This window comes from Aquabacterium sp. NJ1, assembly GCF_000768065.1.
GTDB lineage: Bacteria > Pseudomonadota > Gammaproteobacteria > Burkholderiales > Burkholderiaceae_C > Aquabacterium.
Genome location: NZ_JRKM01000001.1, coordinates 888,818 through 911,072 on the forward strand (window position 1 = coordinate 888,818; position 22,255 = coordinate 911,072).

The 22,255-nt window shown below is 64.8% G+C and carries 15 protein-coding genes; 9 read left to right on the top strand and 6 right to left on the bottom strand.

The window, feature by feature from the left end:
- The first annotated feature begins 19 nt into the window (after positions 1–19).
- The 4 genes from JY96_RS03830 (at position 20) to JY96_RS03845 (ending at position 8,129) form a co-directional block, all read left to right on the top strand.
- Positions 20–2,173, top strand: coding sequence for a TRAP transporter large permease subunit (locus tag JY96_RS03830; protein WP_052162113.1), 2,154 nt, complete (start codon positions 20–22; stop codon positions 2,171–2,173).
- 110 nt (positions 2,174–2,283) lie between these two features.
- Entirely contained in the window at positions 2,284–5,097 is a 2,814-nt protein-coding gene (locus JY96_RS03835) for a zinc-dependent metalloprotease (protein WP_152606351.1), read from the top strand.
- A gap of 81 nt (positions 5,098–5,178) precedes the next feature.
- A complete protein-coding gene (locus JY96_RS03840) occupies positions 5,179–7,410 on the top strand; it encodes an ATP-dependent DNA helicase (protein WP_152606352.1) in 2,232 nt (743 codons plus the stop codon).
- Positions 7,407–8,129, top strand: a complete 723-nt coding sequence (locus JY96_RS03845; RefSeq protein WP_035035085.1) for a glutamine amidotransferase — start codon at positions 7,407–7,409, stop codon at positions 8,127–8,129. Before JY96_RS03840 ends, JY96_RS03845 begins: the two co-directional genes overlap by 4 nt.
- Positions 8,130–8,202: 73 nt before the next feature.
- On the opposite strand, the gene panC is transcribed toward JY96_RS03845, so the two are convergent.
- Both panC and panB read right to left on the bottom strand, forming a co-directional pair.
- Positions 8,203–9,078 (bottom strand): pantoate--beta-alanine ligase, encoded by an 876-nt coding sequence (panC, locus tag JY96_RS03850; RefSeq protein ID WP_035035087.1) that lies wholly within the window; start codon positions 9,076–9,078, stop codon positions 8,203–8,205.
- Between the two features lie 28 nt (positions 9,079–9,106).
- Entirely contained in the window at positions 9,107–9,931 is an 825-nt protein-coding gene (panB, locus tag JY96_RS03855) for a 3-methyl-2-oxobutanoate hydroxymethyltransferase (RefSeq protein WP_035035089.1), read from the bottom strand.
- A gap of 182 nt (positions 9,932–10,113) precedes the next feature.
- Here panB and JY96_RS03860 point away from each other — a divergent pair, with 182 nt between their 5' ends.
- The gene (locus JY96_RS03860; RefSeq protein WP_081961020.1) at positions 10,114–11,331 is read left to right on the top strand and encodes a PQQ-dependent sugar dehydrogenase; all 1,218 of its coding nucleotides are present in this window, start codon (positions 10,114–10,116) and stop codon (positions 11,329–11,331) included.
- A 16-nt stretch (positions 11,332–11,347) separates the two neighbouring features.
- Here JY96_RS03860 and JY96_RS03865 read toward each other — a convergent pair whose 3' ends face one another.
- The gene (locus JY96_RS03865; RefSeq protein WP_035035094.1) at positions 11,348–12,196 is read right to left on the bottom strand and encodes a ScpA family protein; all 849 of its coding nucleotides are present in this window, start codon (positions 12,194–12,196) and stop codon (positions 11,348–11,350) included.
- A gap of 45 nt (positions 12,197–12,241) precedes the next feature.
- Positions 12,242–12,442 (bottom strand): DUF3460 family protein, encoded by a 201-nt coding sequence (locus JY96_RS03870; RefSeq protein ID WP_035041112.1) that lies wholly within the window; start codon positions 12,440–12,442, stop codon positions 12,242–12,244.
- A 93-nt stretch (positions 12,443–12,535) separates the two neighbouring features.
- On the opposite strand from JY96_RS03870, the gene JY96_RS03875 reads away from it, so the two are divergent.
- A complete protein-coding gene (locus JY96_RS03875) occupies positions 12,536–14,107 on the top strand; it encodes a CYTH and CHAD domain-containing protein (protein ID WP_161784234.1) in 1,572 nt (523 codons plus the stop codon).
- Between the two features lie 78 nt (positions 14,108–14,185).
- Here the strand turns inward: JY96_RS03875 and metG are convergent, their stop codons facing one another.
- Complete coding sequence (metG, locus tag JY96_RS03880) at positions 14,186–16,261, bottom strand: methionine--tRNA ligase (protein WP_035035097.1); 2,076 nt, start codon at positions 16,259–16,261, stop codon at positions 14,186–14,188.
- A 158-nt stretch (positions 16,262–16,419) separates the two neighbouring features.
- Between metG and apbC the strand changes: the two genes are divergently transcribed.
- The 3 genes from apbC to JY96_RS03895 all read left to right on the top strand — a co-directional run bounded on the left by apbC (position 16,420) and on the right by JY96_RS03895 (position 21,041).
- Positions 16,420–17,535, top strand: coding sequence for an iron-sulfur cluster carrier protein ApbC (gene apbC, locus JY96_RS03885; protein ID WP_152606353.1), 1,116 nt, complete (start codon positions 16,420–16,422; stop codon positions 17,533–17,535).
- Between the two features lie 12 nt (positions 17,536–17,547).
- Positions 17,548–20,172 carry a PAS domain S-box protein gene (locus JY96_RS03890; protein WP_035035100.1) on the top strand — a complete coding sequence of 875 codons (2,625 nt, stop codon included), beginning with the start codon at positions 17,548–17,550 and terminating at the stop codon, positions 20,170–20,172.
- 194 nt (positions 20,173–20,366) lie between these two features.
- The gene (locus JY96_RS03895; protein WP_035041117.1) at positions 20,367–21,041 is read left to right on the top strand and encodes a response regulator; all 675 of its coding nucleotides are present in this window, start codon (positions 20,367–20,369) and stop codon (positions 21,039–21,041) included.
- A gap of 4 nt (positions 21,042–21,045) precedes the next feature.
- Here JY96_RS03895 and JY96_RS21925 read toward each other — a convergent pair whose 3' ends face one another.
- On the bottom strand, positions 21,046–22,113 hold the full coding sequence (locus tag JY96_RS21925) for an ATP-binding protein (protein ID WP_152606354.1): 1,068 nt from the start codon (positions 22,111–22,113) through the stop codon (positions 21,046–21,048).
- Positions 22,114–22,255: the final 142 nt, after the last annotated feature.

Sequence of the window (22,255 nt, forward strand, 5' to 3'; positions counted from 1 at the left end):
CCGGTCGCGTGATTGCCCCATGAACACCCCTGCCTCCCGAAAGATCCTGGGTCGCACCATTCTCGAATGGTTCTCCAGCCTTCCCGTCTTTGCCTTGTTGTTGTTGACCCTGATCATCGGTACCGGTGAGATGGTCCACGGCCAGTTGCTCAAGCTGGGCGAATCCATGTTCGGCGACTCCCACGCTCAAGTGCAGTACTTCATGCTGCGCGCCGAGCCGGTCAAGCCCGATTGCGATGTCAACGTCAACATCGACGCCGAACTGGCCAAGCAATCCGCGGCGCCTTCTGGCAAAACCGGCGGTGATGACATCGACGATCTCTTTGGTGATCAGAAGGCTGCAGACCCGGCTGTGCTGCGCAAGTCGATCGAGCAGGCCCTGGCGATCTGCAAGGCCAAGCACGAGTTGTATGCCAAGGTGGTGCAGCACCAGACGCCGCAGGTCAGGGCCTACCGCACACTGGAAACCAGCTTCTTCGGTCTGTTCCAGATCGGTACGGACAACCGCCCGCTGATCCTGCTGCTGATGGTGGCCATCGCCGCCGTGACCACCACGCTGGGCTTCCACCACATCGGCATCCGCCCCGGCCATTACTCGAAGGACTACCTGCTGCAATCGGTGTCGCAGGTGATCTCATCGGCCCTGCTGCTGTTTTCCTGCGTGCGCTACTACCAGATCCTGCAAGGCTCTGGCGTGCCCATCGAGCACCCGCTGATCCACTACATCTGGATGGCCTTGTTCACCACCCTGCTGCTGATCAACCTCAAGCGCGTGATCATGCCGGTCAAGTCCCAGTTCGGTGAAGGTGAGTGGTCCGGTGCATTCCTGTCCATCCCGCTGTACGCGCAGATGGCCACCATCGCAGGCGTGTACTTCCTGATCAAGGGTCACCACGCTGGCCTGGCCATCTACATCAACCAGCTGATGGAGTTGCCCAGCATCTTCATGAACCTCGGCCTGTTCATCTGGTCGGGCATGTTGCTCAAGCAAAGCCGCATCGTCGACCTGTTCATGGACACGCTGCGCCCCTGGAACCTGTCGCCCCAGCTGCTGACCTACATCATCTTGCTGGCTGCTGCTGTGGCCACGGCCTACACGGGTGCCTCCGGTGTGTTCGTGATCGCCGCTGGCGGCATCATCTACCACGAGGTGCGTGCCTCGGGTGGTTCGCGTCAGTTCGCCCTGGCCGCCACCGCCATGTCCGGCTCGCTGGGCGTGGTGCTGCGCCCCTGCCTGCTGGTCGTGATGATCGCCGCGCTGAACAAGCAAGTGACCACCAGCGGCCTGTACCACTGGGGCTTCTACGTGTTCCTGCTGACGTCGACGCTGTTCTTCCTGACCTCGCAGATGCTGCGTACCCAGCGTGCCAACATCGAATCGCCGATGAAGGCCCTGCCCGCGATGATTCGCCAGATCGTCCCCCTGCTGCCCTATTTCCTCGTGGTGGCCGTGGTGGTCTGGCTGTATGAATACGCCCTGGACACCAAGCTCAACGAGATCACTGCCCCGACGATCATGCCGGTCATCCTGCTGATCATCCTCGTCTACGACAAGTTCACGAACAAGGGCAAGGCCGAGCTGACACCTGACTACGCCAGCCACCGCCAGGAAGGTGTCGAGAAGTCGATCCGTTACGCCACCAACGAGACCATCGGTCACATCGGTGCGCTGCTGAGCCTGATGACGCTGTCGCTGGCCATGGGTGGCGTGATCGAGCGCTCCGAAGTCATGGGCTTCTTCCCCAAGGTGTTCGAAAATCACTGGACGGCAATGGCCTTCCTGGTTGTCACCAAGGTGCTGCTGGGCATGATCATGGACCCGTTCGGTGCCGTGGTGCTGGTGTCGGGCACGCTGGCCCCCATCGCCTACGCCAACAACATCGACCCGCTGCACTTCTGGATGATGGTGCTGGTGGCCTTCGAGCTGGGTTATCTGCTGCCTCCCGTGGCCATCAACCAGTTGCTGACGCGTCAGGTGATCGGCGAAGAAGAGGTGACCGTGGCGGATGCCGAAGTGAAGCACCTGGGCTTCTACCGTCGCTACGAGCGCTGGATCCTGCCGCTGGTGGTGATGACCATCGGCCTGGTGATCGTGGCGTTTGGCCCGCTGGCCATCCACGACTATCCGCAGCTGGCCTTCATGAAGGAATGGTTCCCGCCCGCTGGCCAGTGATGCCCTGACATCACCCTGCACAAACCCGGTTGAATGCCACGCATCAGCCGGGTTTTTTCTTGGGTGGCCCCTTGTCAGGCCAGCATGGGTCGGTGGTATGTTCCCAACCCATGATTTGCCCCCCTCACCTGAACCTGCTGAACTCCCCCGTGCATCACGGGCACACACATCGAACCTGGACGTTCAAGCCGCTTGTCGGCGCCACGTTGCTGGCCATGGCCTTGAGTGCATGCAGCAGTCTGGGCGGCAAGACTGGTGCTGCCCCCGCAGCCGTCGCGACCGCCAATGGGGCCGCCGCACCAGGGCCCCAGCACTTGAATCCGCCGGTGGTAGCCGCCAGCGGCGTCAACGCATCGATGCCACCCGGCGCTGCGCATGTGCCCGCAAGCGCCCCCGCGCAGCAGCCGCCCTTCGACGCCGTGATCAAAGGCGCCGAACGCCAGGACGGCATGCTGCCCATCTGGAAGCGCCAGGACAAGGTCTGGATCGAGCTGCGGCCAGAGGCCTTTGGCAAACCCTTTTTCCTGTCTCCCAAGCTGGCATCGGGCATTGGCGAAGCTGGCGTGTTTGGTGGCTTGATGCAAAGCCGCTGGGCGCAGGTGGGCCGCCCGCAATGGGTGGAGTTCCGCAAGGTGCAGCAGCAGGTGCACCTGCTGGCCATCAATGCCGCGTACACCGCCCAGGCCGGCACACCTCAGGCCAGGGCCGTTCAGGCCGCCTTCTCGCCCAGCCTGCTTGGCAGTGTGCCGCTGGCCAGTGCGCCGCACGGCAAGTCTGGTGCTGTCCTGATCGAGGCCAACACGCTGCTGCTGGGTGACCTGCTTGGCGTTGCTCAGCACCTGCAGCGCACCTACCGTCAGAACTATGGCCTGGACGGCCGCAACTCCGCCTTGCTGGAAGCCCGCACGCAAAGCAACAGCCTGGTGTTCGAAGTGTCTCAGCACTTTGCGACAGCGGGCATCGCGGCGGGCGGTGGCGCACCGGGTGTGCCTGCGTCCACCGTGCCGTTGTCCGTGCCCGATCCGCGCAGCATGTTCATCACTGTGCACTACAGCTTGTCAGCCCTGCCTGAAAAGCCCATGCGCACACGCGCAGCCGACCCCCGTGTCGGCTACTTCACCAGCACAGTGGCCGACTTCACCGATGACCTCGCGCGCACCCCGCGCCAGCGCTTCATCAACCGCTGGCGACTGGAGAAGAAGGACCCGGCGGCCGCATTGTCCGAGCCGGTTCAGCCCATCGTTTTCTGGCTGGACCCGAGCATCCCCGATGCCTACCGGCCCACCATCACCGAAGGCATCCTGGAATGGAACAAGGCCTTCGAGGCCATTGGCTTCAAGAACGCCATCGAGGTGCGCACGCCGCCCAAGGACAAGCCCTTTGACACGCAGGAGACCGGCCACACCTCCATCCGCTGGATGACCAACAGTGCCCCCGTGTTCGGGGCCATCGGTCCCACCCATGTGGACCCACGCACCGGCGAGATCCTGGACGCCGACATCGCACTGGAAAGCCTGTCCTCGCGGGCCATCCGCACCGTGCGCAGCCAGTTCATCAGCGCATCGAACGCCGAGCAGGCACCTGATGCCTGCCAGCATGCCGAGCAGGCGTCCGAGCAACTGGGGCTGGCGCTGGACGTGCTGGAGGCGCAAGGCGTGCTCGACCCTGACAGCCCACAGGTGAAGGACTTCGTGCTGGCCTACATCAAGGACACCACGATGCACGAGGTGGGCCACACACTGGGCCTGCGCCACAACTTCCGCGGGTCGCGCTGGCACACGGCCGAAGAACTGACTGACCCGGAGCTGACGAAGGCCAAAGGCAACAGCGCATCGGTGATGGACTACTCGCCCATCAACCTGCCCCTGCCGGGCCATCGCGCCGGGGCCCCCTTCCAGACCACGCTGGGCCCGTATGACTACTGGGCCATCGAATACGGCTACAAGGCCTTGCCAGACGACAAGGCAGCCGCGCAGAAGGAACTGCAAGCCATTGCCCAGCGCAGTGCGGACCCGGCCCAGGCCGACGCCCTGGCCTTTGGTACAGATGAAGACAACGCCATCGGGCTGGACCCTCAGGCGCTGGTGTTCGACCTGGGGCGTGACCCCGTGGTGTTTGCCCGCACGCGCCTGGCCATCGTGCAAGACCTGTTCGAACGCCAGGCCAGGCGGCAGCTGACGCCGCAAGATGACCCCACGCTGCTGCGCCGCAGTGTGAGCTACGGCCTGCGTGACATGGCCCGCACCAGCCATATCCTGCTCAAGCAGGTGGGCGGCATGGTCACCCGGCGCGATGCACCAGGCAGCGGCCGCGACTTGCTGGACCCCTTGCCCTCGTCACAACAACGTGCGGCCTTGCACCTGTTGATGGAGGCCTACCTGTCGCCGCAAGCCATCAAGCTGCCCCCCGCCCTGCTGCGGCGCCTGGGGCCTGATTACCTGGATCGCCAGGAAGGCGGCGATGGCCGCACGCCGGTGCCCACGGACTTCTCCTTGGCCGAGCAGCAACTCGTGCTGCAACGTGATGTGCTGGGCTACCTGATGAGCGAGACGCTGGCCGAACGCCTGCTCGACAACATCGACAAGACGCGCGACAAGGACAAGCAACCACTGACGGTGCGTGAACTGCACCGCACCTTGTTCGACACCATCTGGCAGGACGAGGCCTTGCCCGCCGGCACCGAAAGCGCACGGCGCAACCTGCAGCGAGAACATGTCAACCGCCTGGCCACGGCCGTGGTGCGCGGGGCCAGCGCACGCGCCGATGTGCGCGCCATCATGCGACAGCAGGCTGTGAAGCTGCTGGCACTGCTGAAGAAACAGCATGGCGGAGACCCGAACAGCACGGCTTACGCCCATCGCGAGGATTGCATCAACACCTTGAGCGCGGCCTTGCAAGCCAGCGTGGTGCGCAACGCGCCCTGAAGCACCACCAAATCACCTGCGCCACCCCATCGGAGGGGCCCAAAGCGCGGCGTCCCGCAACGACAATAGCGGGACGCAAGCTTGAGTGACGACATGGACCTGCCCACGCTGTTTTCCGCATCAGGCCCGCTGGCGCGTGCCTTTGAAGGCTACCGCGTGCGGACCGAACAAATCGAGATGGCCCAGGCCATCCAGGAAGCCATACGCGAGGCCAGCACGGTGGTGCTGGAAGCGGGCACCGGGGTGGGCAAAACCGCAGCCTATCTTGTGCCGGCGCTGCTGGAAGGCGGCAAGGTCATCGTGTCGACCGGCACCAAGGCCTTGCAGGACCAACTCTTTCACCGCGATCTGCCCGCCGTGCGCGACGCGCTGGCCGTGCCCATCAAGGTGGCCCTGCTCAAGGGCCGCAGCAACTACCTGTGCTGGCACCATCTGGAGCGCACCAACCAGGATGCCACGCTGCTGGGCAGCAAGCAGGAGGTGCGCGACCTCAGCCTCATCAACCGCTTCATCCACCTCACGCCCACAGGCGACAAGGCCGAGTGCAACCAGGTGCCCGAGCACGCCTCGATCTGGTCGCGCGTCACCTCCACGCGCGAGAACTGCCTGGGCAGCGAGTGCAAGCACTACACCGATTGCTTCGTCATCAAGGCCCGGCGTGAAGCGCAGGACGCCGATGTGGTCGTGGTCAACCACCACCTGTTCTTTGCCGACCTGATGCTGCGCGAAGAAGGCGTACCCGAGCTGCTGCCCAATGCGCAGACCATTGTGTTCGACGAAGCGCACCAGCTGCCTGACACGGCCACGCTGTTCTTTGGTGATTCGATTTCGACTGCGCAACTGCTGGACCTGCTGCGCGACACGCTGGCCACAGGTCAATCACAAGCGCGTGACGCGGCCAACTGGAACGACGTGCTGGCCCCGCTGGACCGTTGTACGCGTGACCTGCGTCTGTGCTTCGGGCTGCAGATGCAGCGCCTGTCGCACGCACAGCTGGGCGCTGACCACCCTTTGCATGCGGCCATCGGTCAATTGAAAGAAGCCTTGATGCATGTGCGTGAGGTGCTGGACGGCCAGGCGGACCGCAGCCCTGACCTGGCCCAATTGCACCGCCGCAGCGATTCCCTGATGCAGCGCCTGTGCGCATGGGGTGCACCCGAGCGCGCCAACGAGCCCGAGCTGTGCTGGGTGGACGTCGGCACGCACGGCGTACAACTGCACCGCACGCCCATCTCGGTGGCCGACGTCTTCAAGCGTCAACGCCTGGGTTTAGGTGAAGTCGAGACAGCGCTGGACGAAGAGCCAGACGAAGACGACGTCGAAGGTGCCCTGGCGCGCAACGCCGAGCTGGATGAGTTGCCCTGGCAGGATGACGACAAGCAGGGCGAGACCAATCCCACAACTCAGGCCGAAGCGGGCAGCGACGCGGACGACGAACAAGAGGATTTGCAGGCCTTGATGGCCGGCGCATACGATGAACCGACCGCCAGCACCAGGCCTGCATCGGTGCCCAGCCACAAGGCCGATGGTGATGAGCCTGGCGCCGTGCCCAAGCCACCGCGCCGAGCCTGGATCTTCACCTCGGCCACACTGGCCGTGCGGCAGGACTTCAGCCACTTCACGCACGCCCTCGGCCTGGAGGACGCACATTGCCAGTCCTGGTCCAGCCCATATGACTACGGCGAGCAAGCCATGTTGTATGTGCCCCAGCAGATGCCCGCGCCGTCAGACCCGGGCCATACCGATGCGGTGGTGGATGCCGCCCTGCCCTTGATCCGCGCCAACCGAGGGCGAGCCTTCGTGCTGTGCACCAGCTTGCGCGCCGTGGCCAAGGCGGCCGAGCGCCTCAAGAAGCTGTTTGCCGAATCGGGTGACCCGTTCCCGGTGCTGCAACAAGGTGATGCACCCCGGCCCACGCTGCTGGAAGACTTCCGCCGCGCAGGCAATGCGGTGCTGGTAGGCAGCCACAGCTTCTGGGAAGGCATCGACGTCAAAGGCGATGCGCTCACGCTGGTCGTGATCGACAAACTGCCCTTTGCCCCGCCCGATGACCCGGTGATGGCCAAACGCCTGGAGTTGCTGGCTCAGCAAGGCGGCAACCCCTTCATGGAACACCAGGTGCCTCAGGCCATCATCGCCTTGAAACAAGGCGCCGGCAGACTGATCCGCAGCGAGACCGACCGGGGTGTGCTGATGATCTGTGACACGCGCCTGATCGACAAGCACTATGGCCGTCGGATATGGCAGAGCCTGCCCCCGATGAAACGCACCCGCGTGGAAAATGAAGTGGTCGCTTTCCTGGAGACGCTATGAGCCGCACCTGTCTGGCCCTGCAACACCTCAGCTTTGAAGACCTGGGTTCGATCGAGCCCGTGCTGCGCACGATGGGCTTCACCATCCAGTACCGCCAGGCTGGTGTGGATGACCTGCACAGCGCACAGGCCCAGGCCGAATGGCGCGACGCCGACCTGGTGGTGGTGCTGGGCGGGCCCATCGGCGTGTACGAAGCCGATCGCTACCCCTTCATCCACGATGAAATCGCGCGCATCCAGGAGCGGCTGAGCAGTGGCAAGCCCTTGATCGGCATCTGCCTGGGTGCGCAAATGATTGCTGCGGCCAGCGGGCAACGCGTCTACCCCGGCCCGGCCAAGGAGATCGGCTACAAGCCTTTGCGTTTGACCACAGAGGGTCAGAACTCACCGTTGGCTGCCTTGGCTGCTTGTGCTTATGAGGTGCTGCACTGGCACGGCGACACCTTTGATCTGCCGCCCGGCGCCGAGTTGTTAGCCTCGACGGACCTGGTCACCAACCAGGTCTTCAGCATCGGCCCCAGGGTGCTGGGCCTGCAGTGCCACCTGGAAGCCCAGCCACGTGATCTGGAACGCTGGCTGATCGGCCACACCGCCGAGTTGACGGCAGCCGGCATCGACCTGGCACAGCTGCGTGCAGACAATCAACGCATCGGTGATCAGCTGGTCAGCGCGGCCCAGCAGGTGTGGCTGAACTGGTTGATGGGCGCGCTGCCCTTGTGATCAAGCACCAGGGTCTACTGACATGAAGACCTGGCGCGCCTGACCTACCCAAAGCCCCAAGCACCACCAGCGCTCAGAACTCCAGGTTGTCGATCAGGCGCGTCTTGCCCAGGCGGGAGGCCGCCACGCCAACCAGGGGCTCGCCTTGCGCCAGTTCGGCGTCGGTGGCAGGCAGCAAGTCACGCTGGCGACGCACCATGATGTAGTCGGTCTTCCAGCCGCGGGCATCGAGTGCGGCCTGGGCTTGGGCTTCCATCGTGGCGATGCTGGCCTGGGTCAGGGCTGAACTCGCACGCGCCGCCGCCACCTTGTCCTTGACCGAACGCAGCACAACGCTGAGCTGCACCGCTTCCGCCCGCTCGTCGGCGCTGAGGTAACCATTGCGCGAGGACAAGGCCAGGCCATCATCGGCACGCAAGGTCTCACCACCACGGATGTCGATGGGCAGCCCCATCTGGATCACCATGTTGCGGATGACCATGAGCTGCTGGTAGTCCTTCTTGCCGAACACGGCCACGCGCGGCTGAACCAGGTTGAACAGCTTGTGCACGACGGTGCAGACGCCTGTAAAGAAGCCGGGACGGAAGGCCCCTTCCAGGATATCGGCCAGCTCGGTGGGCGGCACCACCTTGTAGCCTTGCGGCTGCGGATAGAGCTCCGCTTCGGAAGGTGCGAACAGCACATCGCATCCGGCCTGGGCCAGCAACTCGGCATCGCGCTCCAGTGTGCGCGGGTAGGTATCGAAGTCTTCGTTGGGCCCGAACTGCAGGCGGTTGACGAAGATGCTGGCCACCACCGGGCTGCCGCTGCCGGCCACGATCTCGCGGGCTTGCTTGATCAAGGCCAGGTGGCCATCGTGCAGATTGCCCATGGTGGGCACGAAAGCGGGCGCGGCTGGGTGAGCGGCCAGCTCGGCACGCAAGCCGGCCACGGTGTGGATGATCTTCATATCAAATTCCGAGAGGGGATCTGGTTGATCAGTAGGCGTGCACGGCTTCGTCAGGGAAGCTGCCGTCCTTCACAGCGGCCACGTAGCGGCGGATGGCGTCATCCACCGAACCACCCTCGGCGGCAAAGTTGCGCACGAAGCGTGGCAGCTTGCCACGCGTGATGTTGAGCATGTCGTGCAGCACCAAAACCTGGCCGGCCGTGCCCTGCCCCGCGCCGATGCCGATGGTCATCAGGCCGGGGTTGTCGGCCTGCACCTCGCGCGCCACCGCTGACGGCATCAGCTCCAGCACCATCATGGCGGCACCAGCATCAGCCAGGGCCTTGGCGTGCTTGCGCAGCGTCTGCGCGCCGGCTTCATCCCGTCCCTGGATGCGGTAGCCGCCCAAGGCATGCACGCTCTGCGGGGTCAGGCCCAGGTGGGCACACACCGGCACGCCGCGCTCGGTCAGAAAGTGCACGGTCTCGGCCGTCCAGCCACCGCCTTCGAGCTTGACCATCTGGGCGCCTGCCTGCATCAAGGCGATGCTGGAGCGCAGCGCCTGCTCGCGGTTTTCCTGGTAGCTGCCAAACGGCAGGTCCCCCACCACCCAGGCATTGCGGTTGCCACGGGCCACGCAACGCGTGTGGTAGACCATCTCGTCCATGGACACAGGCACCGTGCTGGCATGGCCTTGCACGATCATGCCCAGCGAGTCACCCACCAGGATGCAATCGACACCGGCCTCGTCCACCACGCGCGCAAACGTGGCGTCATAGGCAGTCAACATGGCGATTTTTTCGCCCTTGGCATGCATTTCCCGCAGGCGGTGCAGGGTGATCGGCTTGCGGCTTGGCTCGACGGCGTTGTTCATGTAGTTTGCGACCTCGGCGTGTGGACGCCAGTGTAGGAAGTGGCGCGATTCTAGGCCGGGAAATCCCTTTGCGCAGGCATCCGGCCCGACAGACCCTGACACCCGCAGCATGGGGCGTTCAATCGGCCTGGGCCTCGCCCCTTCTGTCGTCACCGGCCCCCTTGAAGCCAGGGAGAAACGCCATGGCAACACATCTTCCGATCTGCCCCTCGACACCTGCCCGCTGGTGGCGATTTGGCGCATGGGCCCCCTTGTTGACGATGTATCTGGCTGCCTGCGGTGGCGGCGCTTCGCCTGACGGCACGGTGGGCACGCCCAGCAGCACGTCCATCAAGACCGTGCTGATCGCGCAGGGTTTGTCATCCCCGTGGGGCATGGTATTCATGCCCGATGGCCGGTTGCTGATCACTGAAAAAGCCGGGCAAATGCGACTGGTGAGCATGAACGGCCAGGTGTCGGGCGCCATCACAGGGCTGCCGCCGGTGGCCGACGCCGGCCAAGGTGGCTTGCTGGACGTGCAGCTCGACCCGGACTACCCAAGCTCGCCCTGGATCTACTGGAGCTATGCGGAACCCGGCGTCAACGCTGAAGCCGGTCTGGCCGGCACCGCGGTAGCGCGCGGCCGGCTCACAGAGCTGGTGATGGGCAACGTCCAGGTGATCTTTCGCCAGGTTCCCAAAGTGCAGGGAAACAACCATTTCGGTTCGCGGCTGGCTTTTGCCAGAGACAAGACCTTGTTCATCACGCTGGGTGAGCGCATGCAGGATGACCCAGCCAACCCAGGCACGGAAAACGCCCAGAATCTGGCCAAGCACCTGGGCAAGGTCGTCCGGATCAACCGCGATGGCGGCATACCTGGCGACAACCCCTTGTTTGCCAACGGCCTGGCCTTGCCCGGCATCTGGAGCCTCGGCCATCGCAACGTCCAGGGTGCGGCGATTCACCCCGCCACCGGCGAACTGTGGGTTTCAGAGCACGGACCACAAGGCGGCGATGAAATCAACCTGGTGCGTGCGGGTCACAACTATGGCTGGCCACTGCGCAGTTACGGTTGCCCATATGGCGCGACACCAGGGGATGCTTGCCGCGTGGGCGGCGGCGTGCATGCACCCGACTTCGATGAACCCCTGACCTACTGGGTGCCCCTCTCCACGGCTCCCAGCGGCATGGCCTTCAACACGGGCACACGCTACCCGGGCTGGGAGGGCAATCTGTTCGCAGGCTCATTGGCCGGGCAGACACTCTGGCGACTGACGGTGGACAACGAACATGTCCTGGTCAGAGAGGCCCTGCTGAGCAAGGTCATCGGGCGGATACGCGATGTGGTGCTGGGCCCGGATGGCTGGCTGTACGTGATGACCGACGGCGACAACGCCCGCATCTACCGGATCGAACGTTGAGCGCGAACTTGAAGATTCAAGCGGGCTGGTAAGCCAGGCGCACGTAGATGGGCGCAAAGGCCTCGGCCTGGGTCACTTCCAGCAGGCGTTCGCGGGCCAGCTCCAGCATGGCGATGAAGGTCACCACCATGACCTGCGGGCCGCGGGTGGTGTCGAACAGCTCTTCAAACTCGACGAAGCGGCGCCCCTGCAGCGTGCGCAAGACCTGGCTCATGAACTCGCGTACTGACAGCTCCTCGCGGCTGATGGTGTGGTGCTTGTTCAAACGGGCGCGCTGCAGGATGTCCATCCAGGCTTCGCGCAGGTCGGACAGGGCCACATCGGGGTGGCGCACGTGCACAGAGGGGTCGTTGTGGATCTCGACGCGCAGGAAGTCACGGCCCAGCAGCGGCAGTTGATCCAGCTTGGCCGCGGCCAGCTTCATCTGCTCGTACTCGATCAGGCGGCGGACCAGTTCGGCGCGCGGGTCTTCGGCTTCTTCACCCTCGGCCACCTTCTTGGGCGGCAGCAACATGCGTGACTTGATCTCGATGAGCATGGCCGCCATCAAGAGATAGTCGGATGCCAGTTCGAGGTTGGTCTTGCGGATCTGATCCACATAGGCCAGGTACTGCCGCGTGACATCCGCCAGCGGGATGTCGAGGATGTTGAAGTTCTGCTTGCGGATCAGGTAGAGCAGCAGATCCAGCGGGCCCTCGAAAGTCTCCAGGAAGACTTCGAGCGCATCCGGCGGGATGTAGAGATCCGTCGGCATGGCAAACAGGGGTTCGCCATACAGACGTGCCAATGCCACCTGGTCGATGACCTCGGGCAGACCTTGCTCGTCAAGCTCGGCCGGTGGCAGGCCACCTTCATCGGCGGCCATGACGTGCTGTTGTGTCACCTGTCAGACCAGGCCATCACCCGAGGCTCAGGCCTTGGTTGAGTAGACGTAAGGCTGTTGCTCGACGCGGGCTTCGCGGTAGCCCTTCTGAGCCTCGCGGTCCACGGGCTTGTCCCACAGCAGGAAACGCCCCTGGCGCTGACGCTCTTCGAGTTGCGGATCACGTGCCTTGAGGCTGTCGATGAACTGCGTGACGTCGGACTTGTACGGTTTCCAGAAAAGCGGCATGGCTTTGACCAATTCAATCAAGATGCGAGAACCTGACATTTTATGGGTGCGATCGCCCTGATCTGATCACCAGGGCACACGACAATGTCAGGCATGCAGGAAATTGAACTGAAATTCCAGATTCCGGAAGGCGCGCTGGAGGCCGTTCGGGCCGAATTCACCCGCCTCAACGCCGGCCAGAACACCGATCTGCGCCTGCGGGCCTCGTATTTCGACACGCCCGATCGCCGCCTGGCTGCCGCACGCATGGCGCTGCGCGTGCGCCAGGAAGGCGAGGACTGGGTTCAGACGCTCAAGGCTGGTGGCAGCAACACCATGATGCGGCTGGAGGACAACCAGCCTGCGCAGGAGCCTGCCCACGGCCAGCCCATTCGCGCCGACCTGGGGCGGCATGCCGGCACACCTGCCCAAGAGGCCCTGGAGCGCGTGTTGAGCTGGTCCATGGCACAAGACCCGCAAGGCCATGGCACTGGCCTGATCGAGCTGTACGGCACCGACATCACCCGCACGCGGGCGCTCGTCACCGTGGGCAAGGGCACCTTGTTCGAGGGCGAAGTGGAGCTGGCGCTGGACCTGGGGCAGATCCATTCCGGCAGTTTGAGCGTGCCCGTACGCGAACTGGAGATTGAATCGGTATCAGGCCACCCCATGGCCGTGATCCTGGCCGGGCGCGACTGGGTGGCTCGCCACGGCCTGTGGCTGGACACGCAGACCAAGGCCCACCGGGGTGACCGCCTGGCGCGTGAAGCGGCGGCGTTGCTGGCGCCCACCGCAGCCGCGCCTGACCAGGCTGAGCCTGCCGTGCACACCACACTGGCGCACCCCGCCAAGGTCAAGTCCGGCTCGACCATGGACGAAGCCTGGCGCGCCGGCGTCGAAACCTGCCTGGAACACATCACCGGCAACCTGAGCGAACTGGGCAACGCGCCCACCTCGACACCCGCACTGGCTTACCAGTTGAGGCTGGGCCTGCGCCGCCTGCGGGCACTGGGCCGCTTGTGGGCGCACACACCCTGGGCACTGCCGGCCAGCAGCCTGGACAAGGCCACGACCCTGACGCGGCAACTGGGCTACTGGCGCGACCAGGAGGCCTTGGCCTGGTTGCCTGAGAAACTGCTTGCCGCAGGTAGCCCCGCACGCCCCCTGCCCAGCCCGACACCGCCGCCAGGCCTGCCCGCCGACGTGGTGGCGCTGGCCCGCTCTGCCCTGGCCACCGAACTCTGCCTGGACGTGTTCGCCACCTTGCTGGCGCCTGAGCGTCCCGCCGATGCGCCCCACGCTGACTTGCTGCCCTGGCTGAATGCTCGCCTGACACGCTGGGCGGCCCGCTGCGCCAGACACGCGCACGGCCTGGCCAAACTGCCCGACACCGAACTGCACCAGTTGCGCAAGCGCGGCAAGCGGCTCAGGCTGGCTGCCGCCATTTATGCGCCGCTGTGGTCGGACAAGGCTTTCAGGCGCCATGACCGGGCGCTGCAAAGCGTGCTGACCGGTTTGGGGCGTGTGCAGGATGAGGTGGTTGCGCAGGCCTGGTACGCCCAGCTGGCGCAGCAGGAGCCTCAGGCACAGTTCGCCTGCGAGTGGCTGCAAGGCCGGCGCAAGAGCCTGCGCAAGAAGGCGCAGCGGAGCGCACAGCGCTGGCTCAAGCGCCGTTCACCCTGGTGATCTGAACGGCGTCGCGATCTGGCGCCGCGAAACAGCGTGACAACAGGGTGCCGGCTCGCTGCGACGCCCTGATTCGTCTCAGCGGATGCGCATACCCGGCTGCGCACCGGCCACCGGCTCCAGCACATAGATGCCGGGCGTGCCCTTTTCATCGGCATGCGAAGCAGCCAGCACCATGCCTTCGCTCACGCCGAACTTCATCTTGCGGGGCGCCAGGTTGGCCACCATCACGGTGTGCTTGCCGATCAGGTCTTCAGGCTTGTAAGCCTCCTTGATGCCGCTGAACACATTGCGTGTGCGGCCCTCGCCCACGTCCAGCGTCAGGCGTAGCAGCTTGGTGCTGCCTTCCACGTGCTCGGCGTTGACAATCTTGGCGATGCGCAGGTCCACCTTGACGAAGTCGTCGATGGTGATGGTGTCGGCGATGTCCTCGCCACCCGGTTTCGGCAACTCCACCACAGGCGCAGGCGGCGCCTCAAACAGCGCATCCAGCATCTTCACGTCCACACGCTGCATCAGGTGCTGGTAGGCGCCAATGGTGTGCGCGCCCAGCAGTTGCTCGGCGCTGGCAAAGGTCATCGGCTCAACCTTGAGGAAGGCCTCGACGTTGGCGGCCACGACCGGCAGCACCGGCTTGAGATAGATGCTCAACAGGCGGAAGGCCTCGATGCACACCGTGCAAACCTCTTGCAGGCGAGCGTCCATGCCCTCCTGTTTGGCCAGCTCCCAGGGCTTGTTGGCATCGACGTATTCGTTGACGCGGTCGGCCAGAAGCATGATCTCGCGCAGCACCTTGCCCAGTTCGCGGGCCTCGTACTGTTCGACGATGCTGGCGCGGCCAGCCTGCAGCGTGGCCAGCAACTGCTTGCCCTCTTCGCCGATGTCGGCCGTCGTTTTGCCTTCAAATCGCTTGGCGATGAAACCCGCCGCGCGGCTGGCGATGTTGACGAACTTGCCCACCAGGTCACTGTTGACCCGGGCCATGAAGTCGTCCTTGTTGAAGTCGATGTCCTCGACGTTGGCGTTGAGCTTGGCGGCGATGTAGTAGCGCAGCCATTCGGGGTTCATGCCCAGGCTCAGGTACTTCAGCGGGTCCAGGCCGGTGCCGCGGCTCTTGGACATCTTCTCGCCGTTGTTCACGGTCATGAACCCGTGCACGTTCACCTGGTTGGGCAATTTGCGGCCGCTGAACTGCAGCATCGCGGGCCAGAACAGCGTGTGGAAGTAGGTGATGTCCTTGCCGATGAAGTGGATCTGCTCCACGTTCGGGTCGGCCATGAACTCGTCATAAGAGCGGGCTTCGCCGTACCTGGCCTTCGGGCCGCCGGCTGCGAAGTAGCCCTTGAGCGAGGCCAGGTAGCCGATGGGCGCATCCAGCCACACATAGAAGTACTTGCCTGGCGCGCCGGGGATCTCGATGCCGAAATAAGGCGCGTCGCGGCTGATGTCCCAGTCACCCAGGCCACCTTCACCGTTCTCATCCTTCGTGAACCATTCCTTGATCTTCTTGCTCACCGCAGGCTGCAATTTGCCGTCCTGCGTCCATTGCTCCAGGAAGCTCAGGCAGCGCGGGTCGGACAGCCTGAAGAAGTAGTGGTCCGAGGTCTTGAGCACCGGCGTGGCCCCTGACAAGGCCGAATACGGGCTCTTGAGTTCGGTGGGCGCGTAAACGGCACCACACACCTCGCACGAATCCCCGTATTGGTCCTTGGCGCCGCACTTCGGGCACTCGCCCTTGATGAAGCGGTCGGCCAGGAACATGCCCTTTTCAGGGTCGAAGAACTGTTCGATCGGGCGGACGTCGATCAGGCCCTGCTCCTTGAGGGCCAGGTAGATGCTCTGCGCCAGTTCATGGTTCTCGGGGCTGTCCGTGCTCGACCAGTGGTCGAAACTGATGTGGAAACCGTCCAGGTAGGGCTTGCGGCCGGCTGCGATGTCGGCCACGAACTGCTGCGGTGTCTTGCCGGCCTTTTCGGCGGCGATCATGATCGGCGCGCCATGCGCGTCATCCGCGCCGACGAAATGCACCTGGTTGCCTTGCATGCGCTGGAACCGCACCCAGATATCAGCCTGGATGTACTCCATGATGTGGCCGATGTGGAAATGGCCATTGGCATAAGGCAGCGCGGTGGTGACAAAAAGCTGGCGTGGCATGGTGCGGTTCGGGTGAGGCGGGCCAAGGGAAGCCTGCCAACGTTTCAGGGGGAATCGCCGATTTTAGGCTGCATGCCGTGCCACACTCATACAGACCGTTGCACTAGACTGCCCGGTTTCGCCGTTTTACCGCTTTCTCCGCGCCCTGCTCCGCTCTTATGACCGCCCTGTCCCCCATCGAAAACGCCGCCCAGACTGCCCTGACCGCCGTGTGCGACCCGCTGACTGGTCAGGACTGGGTGTCCACGCGTCACCTGAAATCACTGAAGGTGGACGGCGGCCGTGCTGTGCTCGACATCGCCCTGGGCTACCCGGCGCAATCGCAATGGCCCGCCTACACCGAACTGGTCAAGCAAGCGCTGCTGCTGGTGCCGGGCATTTCGGACGTGCAGGTGAACTGGTCCACCCAGATCCAGACCCACGCGGCTTCGCGCGGCCAGGCTTTGCTGCCCGGCGTGAAGAACGTGGTCGCCGTGGCCTCGGGCAAAGGGGGCGTCGGCAAGAGCACCACGGCCATCAACCTGGCCCTGGCCCTGGCCGCCGAAGGCGCTCGCGTGGGCATGCTGGACGCCGACATCTACGGCCCCAGCCAACCTTTGATGATGGGCATCAGCGGCAAGCCGCCCAGCCCGGACGGCAAGACCATCACCCCGCCCGTCAATTTCGGGCTGCAGATGATGTCCATGGGCCTGCTGGTCGACAACCAGGCGGCCACCATCTGGCGCGGCCCCATGGCCAGCCAGGCCTTTGACCAATTGCTGCGCCTGTCCAACTGGGGGGAACCTGGCGAGCCGTTGGATTACCTGGTCGTCGACATGCCGCCCGGCACCGGCGACATCCACCTGAGCATCAGCCAGCGCTCGCCCCTGACGGCCGCGGTCATCGTGACCACCCCGCAGGACATCGCCCTGCTGGACGCCCGCAAGGGCCTGCAGATGTTCGAGAAGGTCAGCGTGCCGGTGCTGGGCATCGTCGAGAACATGGCCGTGTTCTGCTGCCCGAACTGTGGCCACGAAGAACACATCTTCGGCCAGGACGGCGGCAAGCGCATGGCCGCCGATTTCAATGTGCCCCTGCTGGGCTCCATGCCGCTGGACCTCAAGATCCGCCTGCAGGCCGACAGCGGCCAGCCGACCATGGTGGCCGAGCCCGACAGCAAGGTGGCACAGCTCTACAAGGACATGGCCCGCAAGCTGGCGGCCGGCTTGTCCAAACTGCCCAAGGATTACTCCGCCAAGATGCCCGGCGTGAGCGTTGTACAACCCAAGGCCTGATTTCGTATTCACATGGCAAGCCCCACGCCTTTACATGTAGAGGACGCCTGGTTCGATCTGGTGCCGCTGGCGCTGATCGAGTTCAACGAGCACGGGCGCGTTTTACGCGCGAACTCAGCGTTGAGCGCGCAGCTGGGCTATGCCATCCCGCCGGGCAGCGCGCTGGCCGACACCCCTCAGGCCTTGCAAAGGTTGTGCGGCTGGGACTCCCCTTTGACCCTGCTGGCGCTGGGCCCTGAGGACGCGCCGCTGCAAAGCCAGGTCATGCAGACACGCCAGGGCAGCACGCCCGTCAGCCTGCGCAGCCAGATCTGGACGCTGGCCCAGCCCAGCCACGAGGCGCCCAGGCGCTTCCTGTGCGCCATCAAGGACACGCCGACGGCCACCGCCACACCCACGGCGGCGCCAGCGAGCGCCATCACCTCCGATGCCGACGCCGCCCCCGTGCCGGATCAGGCTCAGCTGCTGCACGAGCTCAGCACCATCCTGGAGAGCACGCCAGCGGGCATCGCCTACCTGCGCGACAACGTGCTGATGCGCTGCAACCGCCGCTTCGAGCGCATGCTGGGCCTCACCCCCGGCTCCATGGCCGGCCAGAGCCTGGACGTGCTGCTGAGCGCCGACCCGCGCATCGACCGCGTGGTGACAGAGACGGCCACCGAGCTGCTCAAGTCCGAGCAGTTCGAAAGCGAGCTGGAAATCGTCATCCCGGGCAACACCACGCGCTGGTACACCTTGTCCGTGCGCCGCATCGGCATGTCCAACAACCCGCTGGAAGTGATCGCGGTGCTGTCGGACATCAGCCGCATCCGCTCGCAACAGCAGCAGCTCGACGCGCTGGGCCGCGATCGCGAGCTGATGTTCACGCTCTCGGGCGTGGGCATCGCCTTCGTCAAGGACGGCCTCATCCAGAGCGCCAACCCAGCCCTGTCGCACCTGATCGGCGACGACGCCGCCAGCCTGACCGGCCGCCCGTTGCTGAGCCTGTACGCACTGGACGTCGACAACAACACCGACCCCGACATCACGGGCGTGCTGCGCAGCCTGGGCCACTGGCAAGGCGAACGCGCGCTGCGCACCAAGAAAGGCCGTGTGCTATGGGCTGAAGTCGCGCTGCGGCTGGTCAACCCGCTGCGGCCTGAAGAAGGTTTCATCGCCTCCTTCGTCAATGTGGACGACCGCCATCGCGCGGAGCAACGCCTGACCCTGCAGGCCGACCGCACCCGCGCCATCCTGGACTCGGTGTTCGTGGGCATCGTGACGCTGGACGAACACGGCATCGCCTGGATGAACCGCTCGGCCCGCCGCATGTTCGCCGGTGATCTGGCCGACTTCGTGGGCCAGCCACTCAGCACCGTGGCCACGCCCGACCTGGACCACCCCTTCCGCCTGACGGACTACCTCGATGACCTGCTGGACGGGCAGTCGCACACCTTCGAGTGCCAGGTCGTGGGCCGAGATGGCCGCGTCTTCTGGGTCGTGGGCAACGCCGTGGTCACGCTGGGCGAAGGCAACCGCCGCCACATCACCTACGCCCTGCTGGACATCGACCGGCGCCGCCAGGCCGAGGCCCAGTCCGCCGAAGCCCAGGCCACGCTGCAGCGCATCATCGAGATGGCGCCCATGGCCATCCACCTGGTCGACGCCAAGGCCTTGACCTTGCTGCAGGCCAACCAGGCGGCATCCAGCAGCTACATGAACATCGAGCCGGCCAAGGCCCTGGGCAAGCCGCCCGAGGCCCTGTACGACGCCGATCGGGCCCGCTTGCTGCGTGCCGACATGCAGCACGCACTCGACAGCGGCCAGACCGTGCACCGCGAATACAGCCGCCCGTACAAGGGTGGCAACCAGATCTGGGATGTGAACTACCTGCCGCTGGCGCGCGAAGGTGAGTCCGCCGACCAGTTGCTGGTGGTGGCCTCCGACATCACCGAGCAGCGCGCGGCCGAGCAGGCCCGCCTGGACGCGGCCATCGCCCAGCGCGAGATGCTGGTCAAGGAAGTGCACCACCGCATCAAGAACAACCTGCAAGGCGTCGCCGGCCTGCTGCAGCAGATCGCCATGCGCAAGCCGGAGGTCGCCTCCGCCATCTCCGAAGTGGTCGGCCAGGTGCAGGCCATTGCCCAGGTCTATGGCCTGCAGGTGGGTGCAGGCGGCCCGCTGCGGCTCAAGGCCGTGGTCGAGGCGATTGCCTCGTCGGTGCAACGCACGTTCGGGCGCCCCATTGCCCTGAGCATGGAAGGCAGCAATGCAGGCGACTGGCAATTGCCGGAAGCCGAGTCCATCCCCATTGCCCTGTGCCTCAACGAGTTGCTGACCAACGCCCACAAGCATGGCCCGGGCACCACTGCCCTGGGCTGCACGCTGCAATCGAGCGAGCAAGGCGTGTCCATCAAGATCAGAAGCCCCGGCCAGTTGCCACCGGACTTCAATGTGGACCGTGTGCCCGGCGGCGTGTCCGGCCTGGGCCTGGTGCGCGCCCTGTTGCCGCGTCGCAGTGCCAAGCTGGCCATGAAGCAGGATGGCCCCGAGGTGCTGACCCAGGTCGACCTCACGCCACCGGGCATCAACCTGATCCCGCCACCCCACGTCTTGGGTGAACCCACTGGTCAGCAGATCACTCTTTGGCCACAATAAGCCCCCGACGCTTGGATACACCTGCATCACGCAGGTGCATTAGACTGGTCGGCTTCGGTAAACGGTGCCCATTGTGGAACGCATGGCACCACTCTGACCGATCGACGACAAGCAGAAGACTGAGCGGTAGGTAAGAGGTGCTGGCCATTTCCGGTCGTACACGGCCTGGGCTGGTAGCCGAAAAGGACACGGGTGTGAATCAAAAAGGCAAGATTCTGGTGGTGGATGACGACCGGCTGGTGTTGGCCACGCTGACCCACGGTCTCGCGCAAGCGGGCTACGAAGTCATTGACGCCGACAACGGGGATGACGCCATCTTGCTGGCCCGCCAGCACAAGCCCGAACTGGCCTTGCTGGACATCCGCATGGAAGGCAAATCCGGCTTTGACGTGGCCGTTTACCTGCGCGAGTACTGCCAGATCCCCTTCATGTTCCTGTCCGCTTTTGCCGATGAGGCCACGATCAAGCAGGTCAAGGAACTGGGCGCGCTGACCTACCTGGTCAAGCCTCTGGACATCCAGCAGATCGTGCCGGCCGTGGAGGCCGCCTTTGCCAACCGGGCCAAGACCCATGCACCGGCGGCGCCTGCTGTGGTGGCATCCCCTGTGGCTGCGCCCGCCGCGACGCCAACGTCCACCCCGACACCAGCCACGCAGGCTGCTGCGCCGGCAGTCACGGCACCTGTAGACCCACTGGCGCAGAACGTGGCCATCGCCGTGGGCATCGTCATGCACCGCAATTCGCTGGACCGCCAGCAGGCCATGGCCAAGCTGGTTCAGCAGGCCCAGCAGGAAGGCCGCACACTGGAAGCCCAGTGCGAGCGCCTGCTCAATGCACAGGAAGTGCTGGCCGGCCTGGGTTCGCTCTGAGCGTTCACTCCGGGCGCTGGGCGCGCTGCTGCGCCTCAACCGTGCCCATCAAGGTGAAGTAGAAACAGGCGCCCTCGCCCGGACGGGCCTCGGCCCAGATGCGCCCACCATGCCGGCGCACGATGTTCTGGACCCCCGCCAGCCCCACGCCCGTGCCGGGGAACTCCTTGGCGCTGTGCAGCCGCTGGAACATGCCAAACAGCTTGTCCGCGTGCTGCATGTCAAAGCCGGCACCGTTGTCGCGCACAAAGAACACCGCCGGGTTGGTTGCCGGCATGACACCCACTTCCACGCGCGGTTGCGCCACCTTGGCGCTGTACTTCAGGGCATTGCTGATCAGGTTTTCAAGCACGCGCCGCACCAGCAGCGGGTCGGCATCTTCATGCATGCCCTCGGCCACCACCAGTTCGGCCGCCGCGCAACCCGCATTGACCAGCGCCGACTGCTCCGAGCCGATTTCACGCGCCAGGGCGGTCATGTCGATGCCCACACGCTGCAAGGGCTCGGCGGCCAGTTGGGCCTGCGCCAGGATCGCGTCGATCATGCCGTTCATGCGTGCCGCGGCTGTCAGCACGCGGTCCAGGTGATCGTTGCCCAGGCGGTCCATCGCCCGGCCATAGTCTTCCTTGACGATGCGGGTGAAGCCCTCCACCACACGCAAGGGTGCGCGCAGGTCGTGCGACAGGGCATAACGCAGCACCTCCTGCTCGGCCTCGCGCATCTGGGCATTCTGGGCCGCATCCTCGGCCTCGGCGCGGGAGAGCGCGCTGGCAGCTTGTTGAGCCTGATCGGCCGCGGCCACAGCAGGCTGCATCATCTGCAACACGCCTCGGAACCCCAGAAACTGACCCTGGTCGCCCCAGCGGGGCTCGGCCTGAACGGCGCAACGCCAGCCCTGCCCCTGCGCGCTCACGCCCTGCAGCCCCTGGGGCCAAGGCAGGTCCAAGGCCTCCCCGCAAGCCACTTTTTGCTGCAGGCAATAGGCCAGACGCCCCAGATCCGCATCCTGGCATGAAGCATCCTCAGGCCAGTTGGACAACCACAGTGGATGTGCGCCAACGTATTCGGACAATCGGGCCCAATCCACCGAAATGCTTTTGGGCAAACCCAGGCCGGGTTTGAAAACGCTCAAATGGTGCAGCGCGTCCGTTTCCCAATACCAGCCCGAAACCCAGTTTTGCCAATGGGGGGCGTCAGGGGCAGTCGGTTTTGAA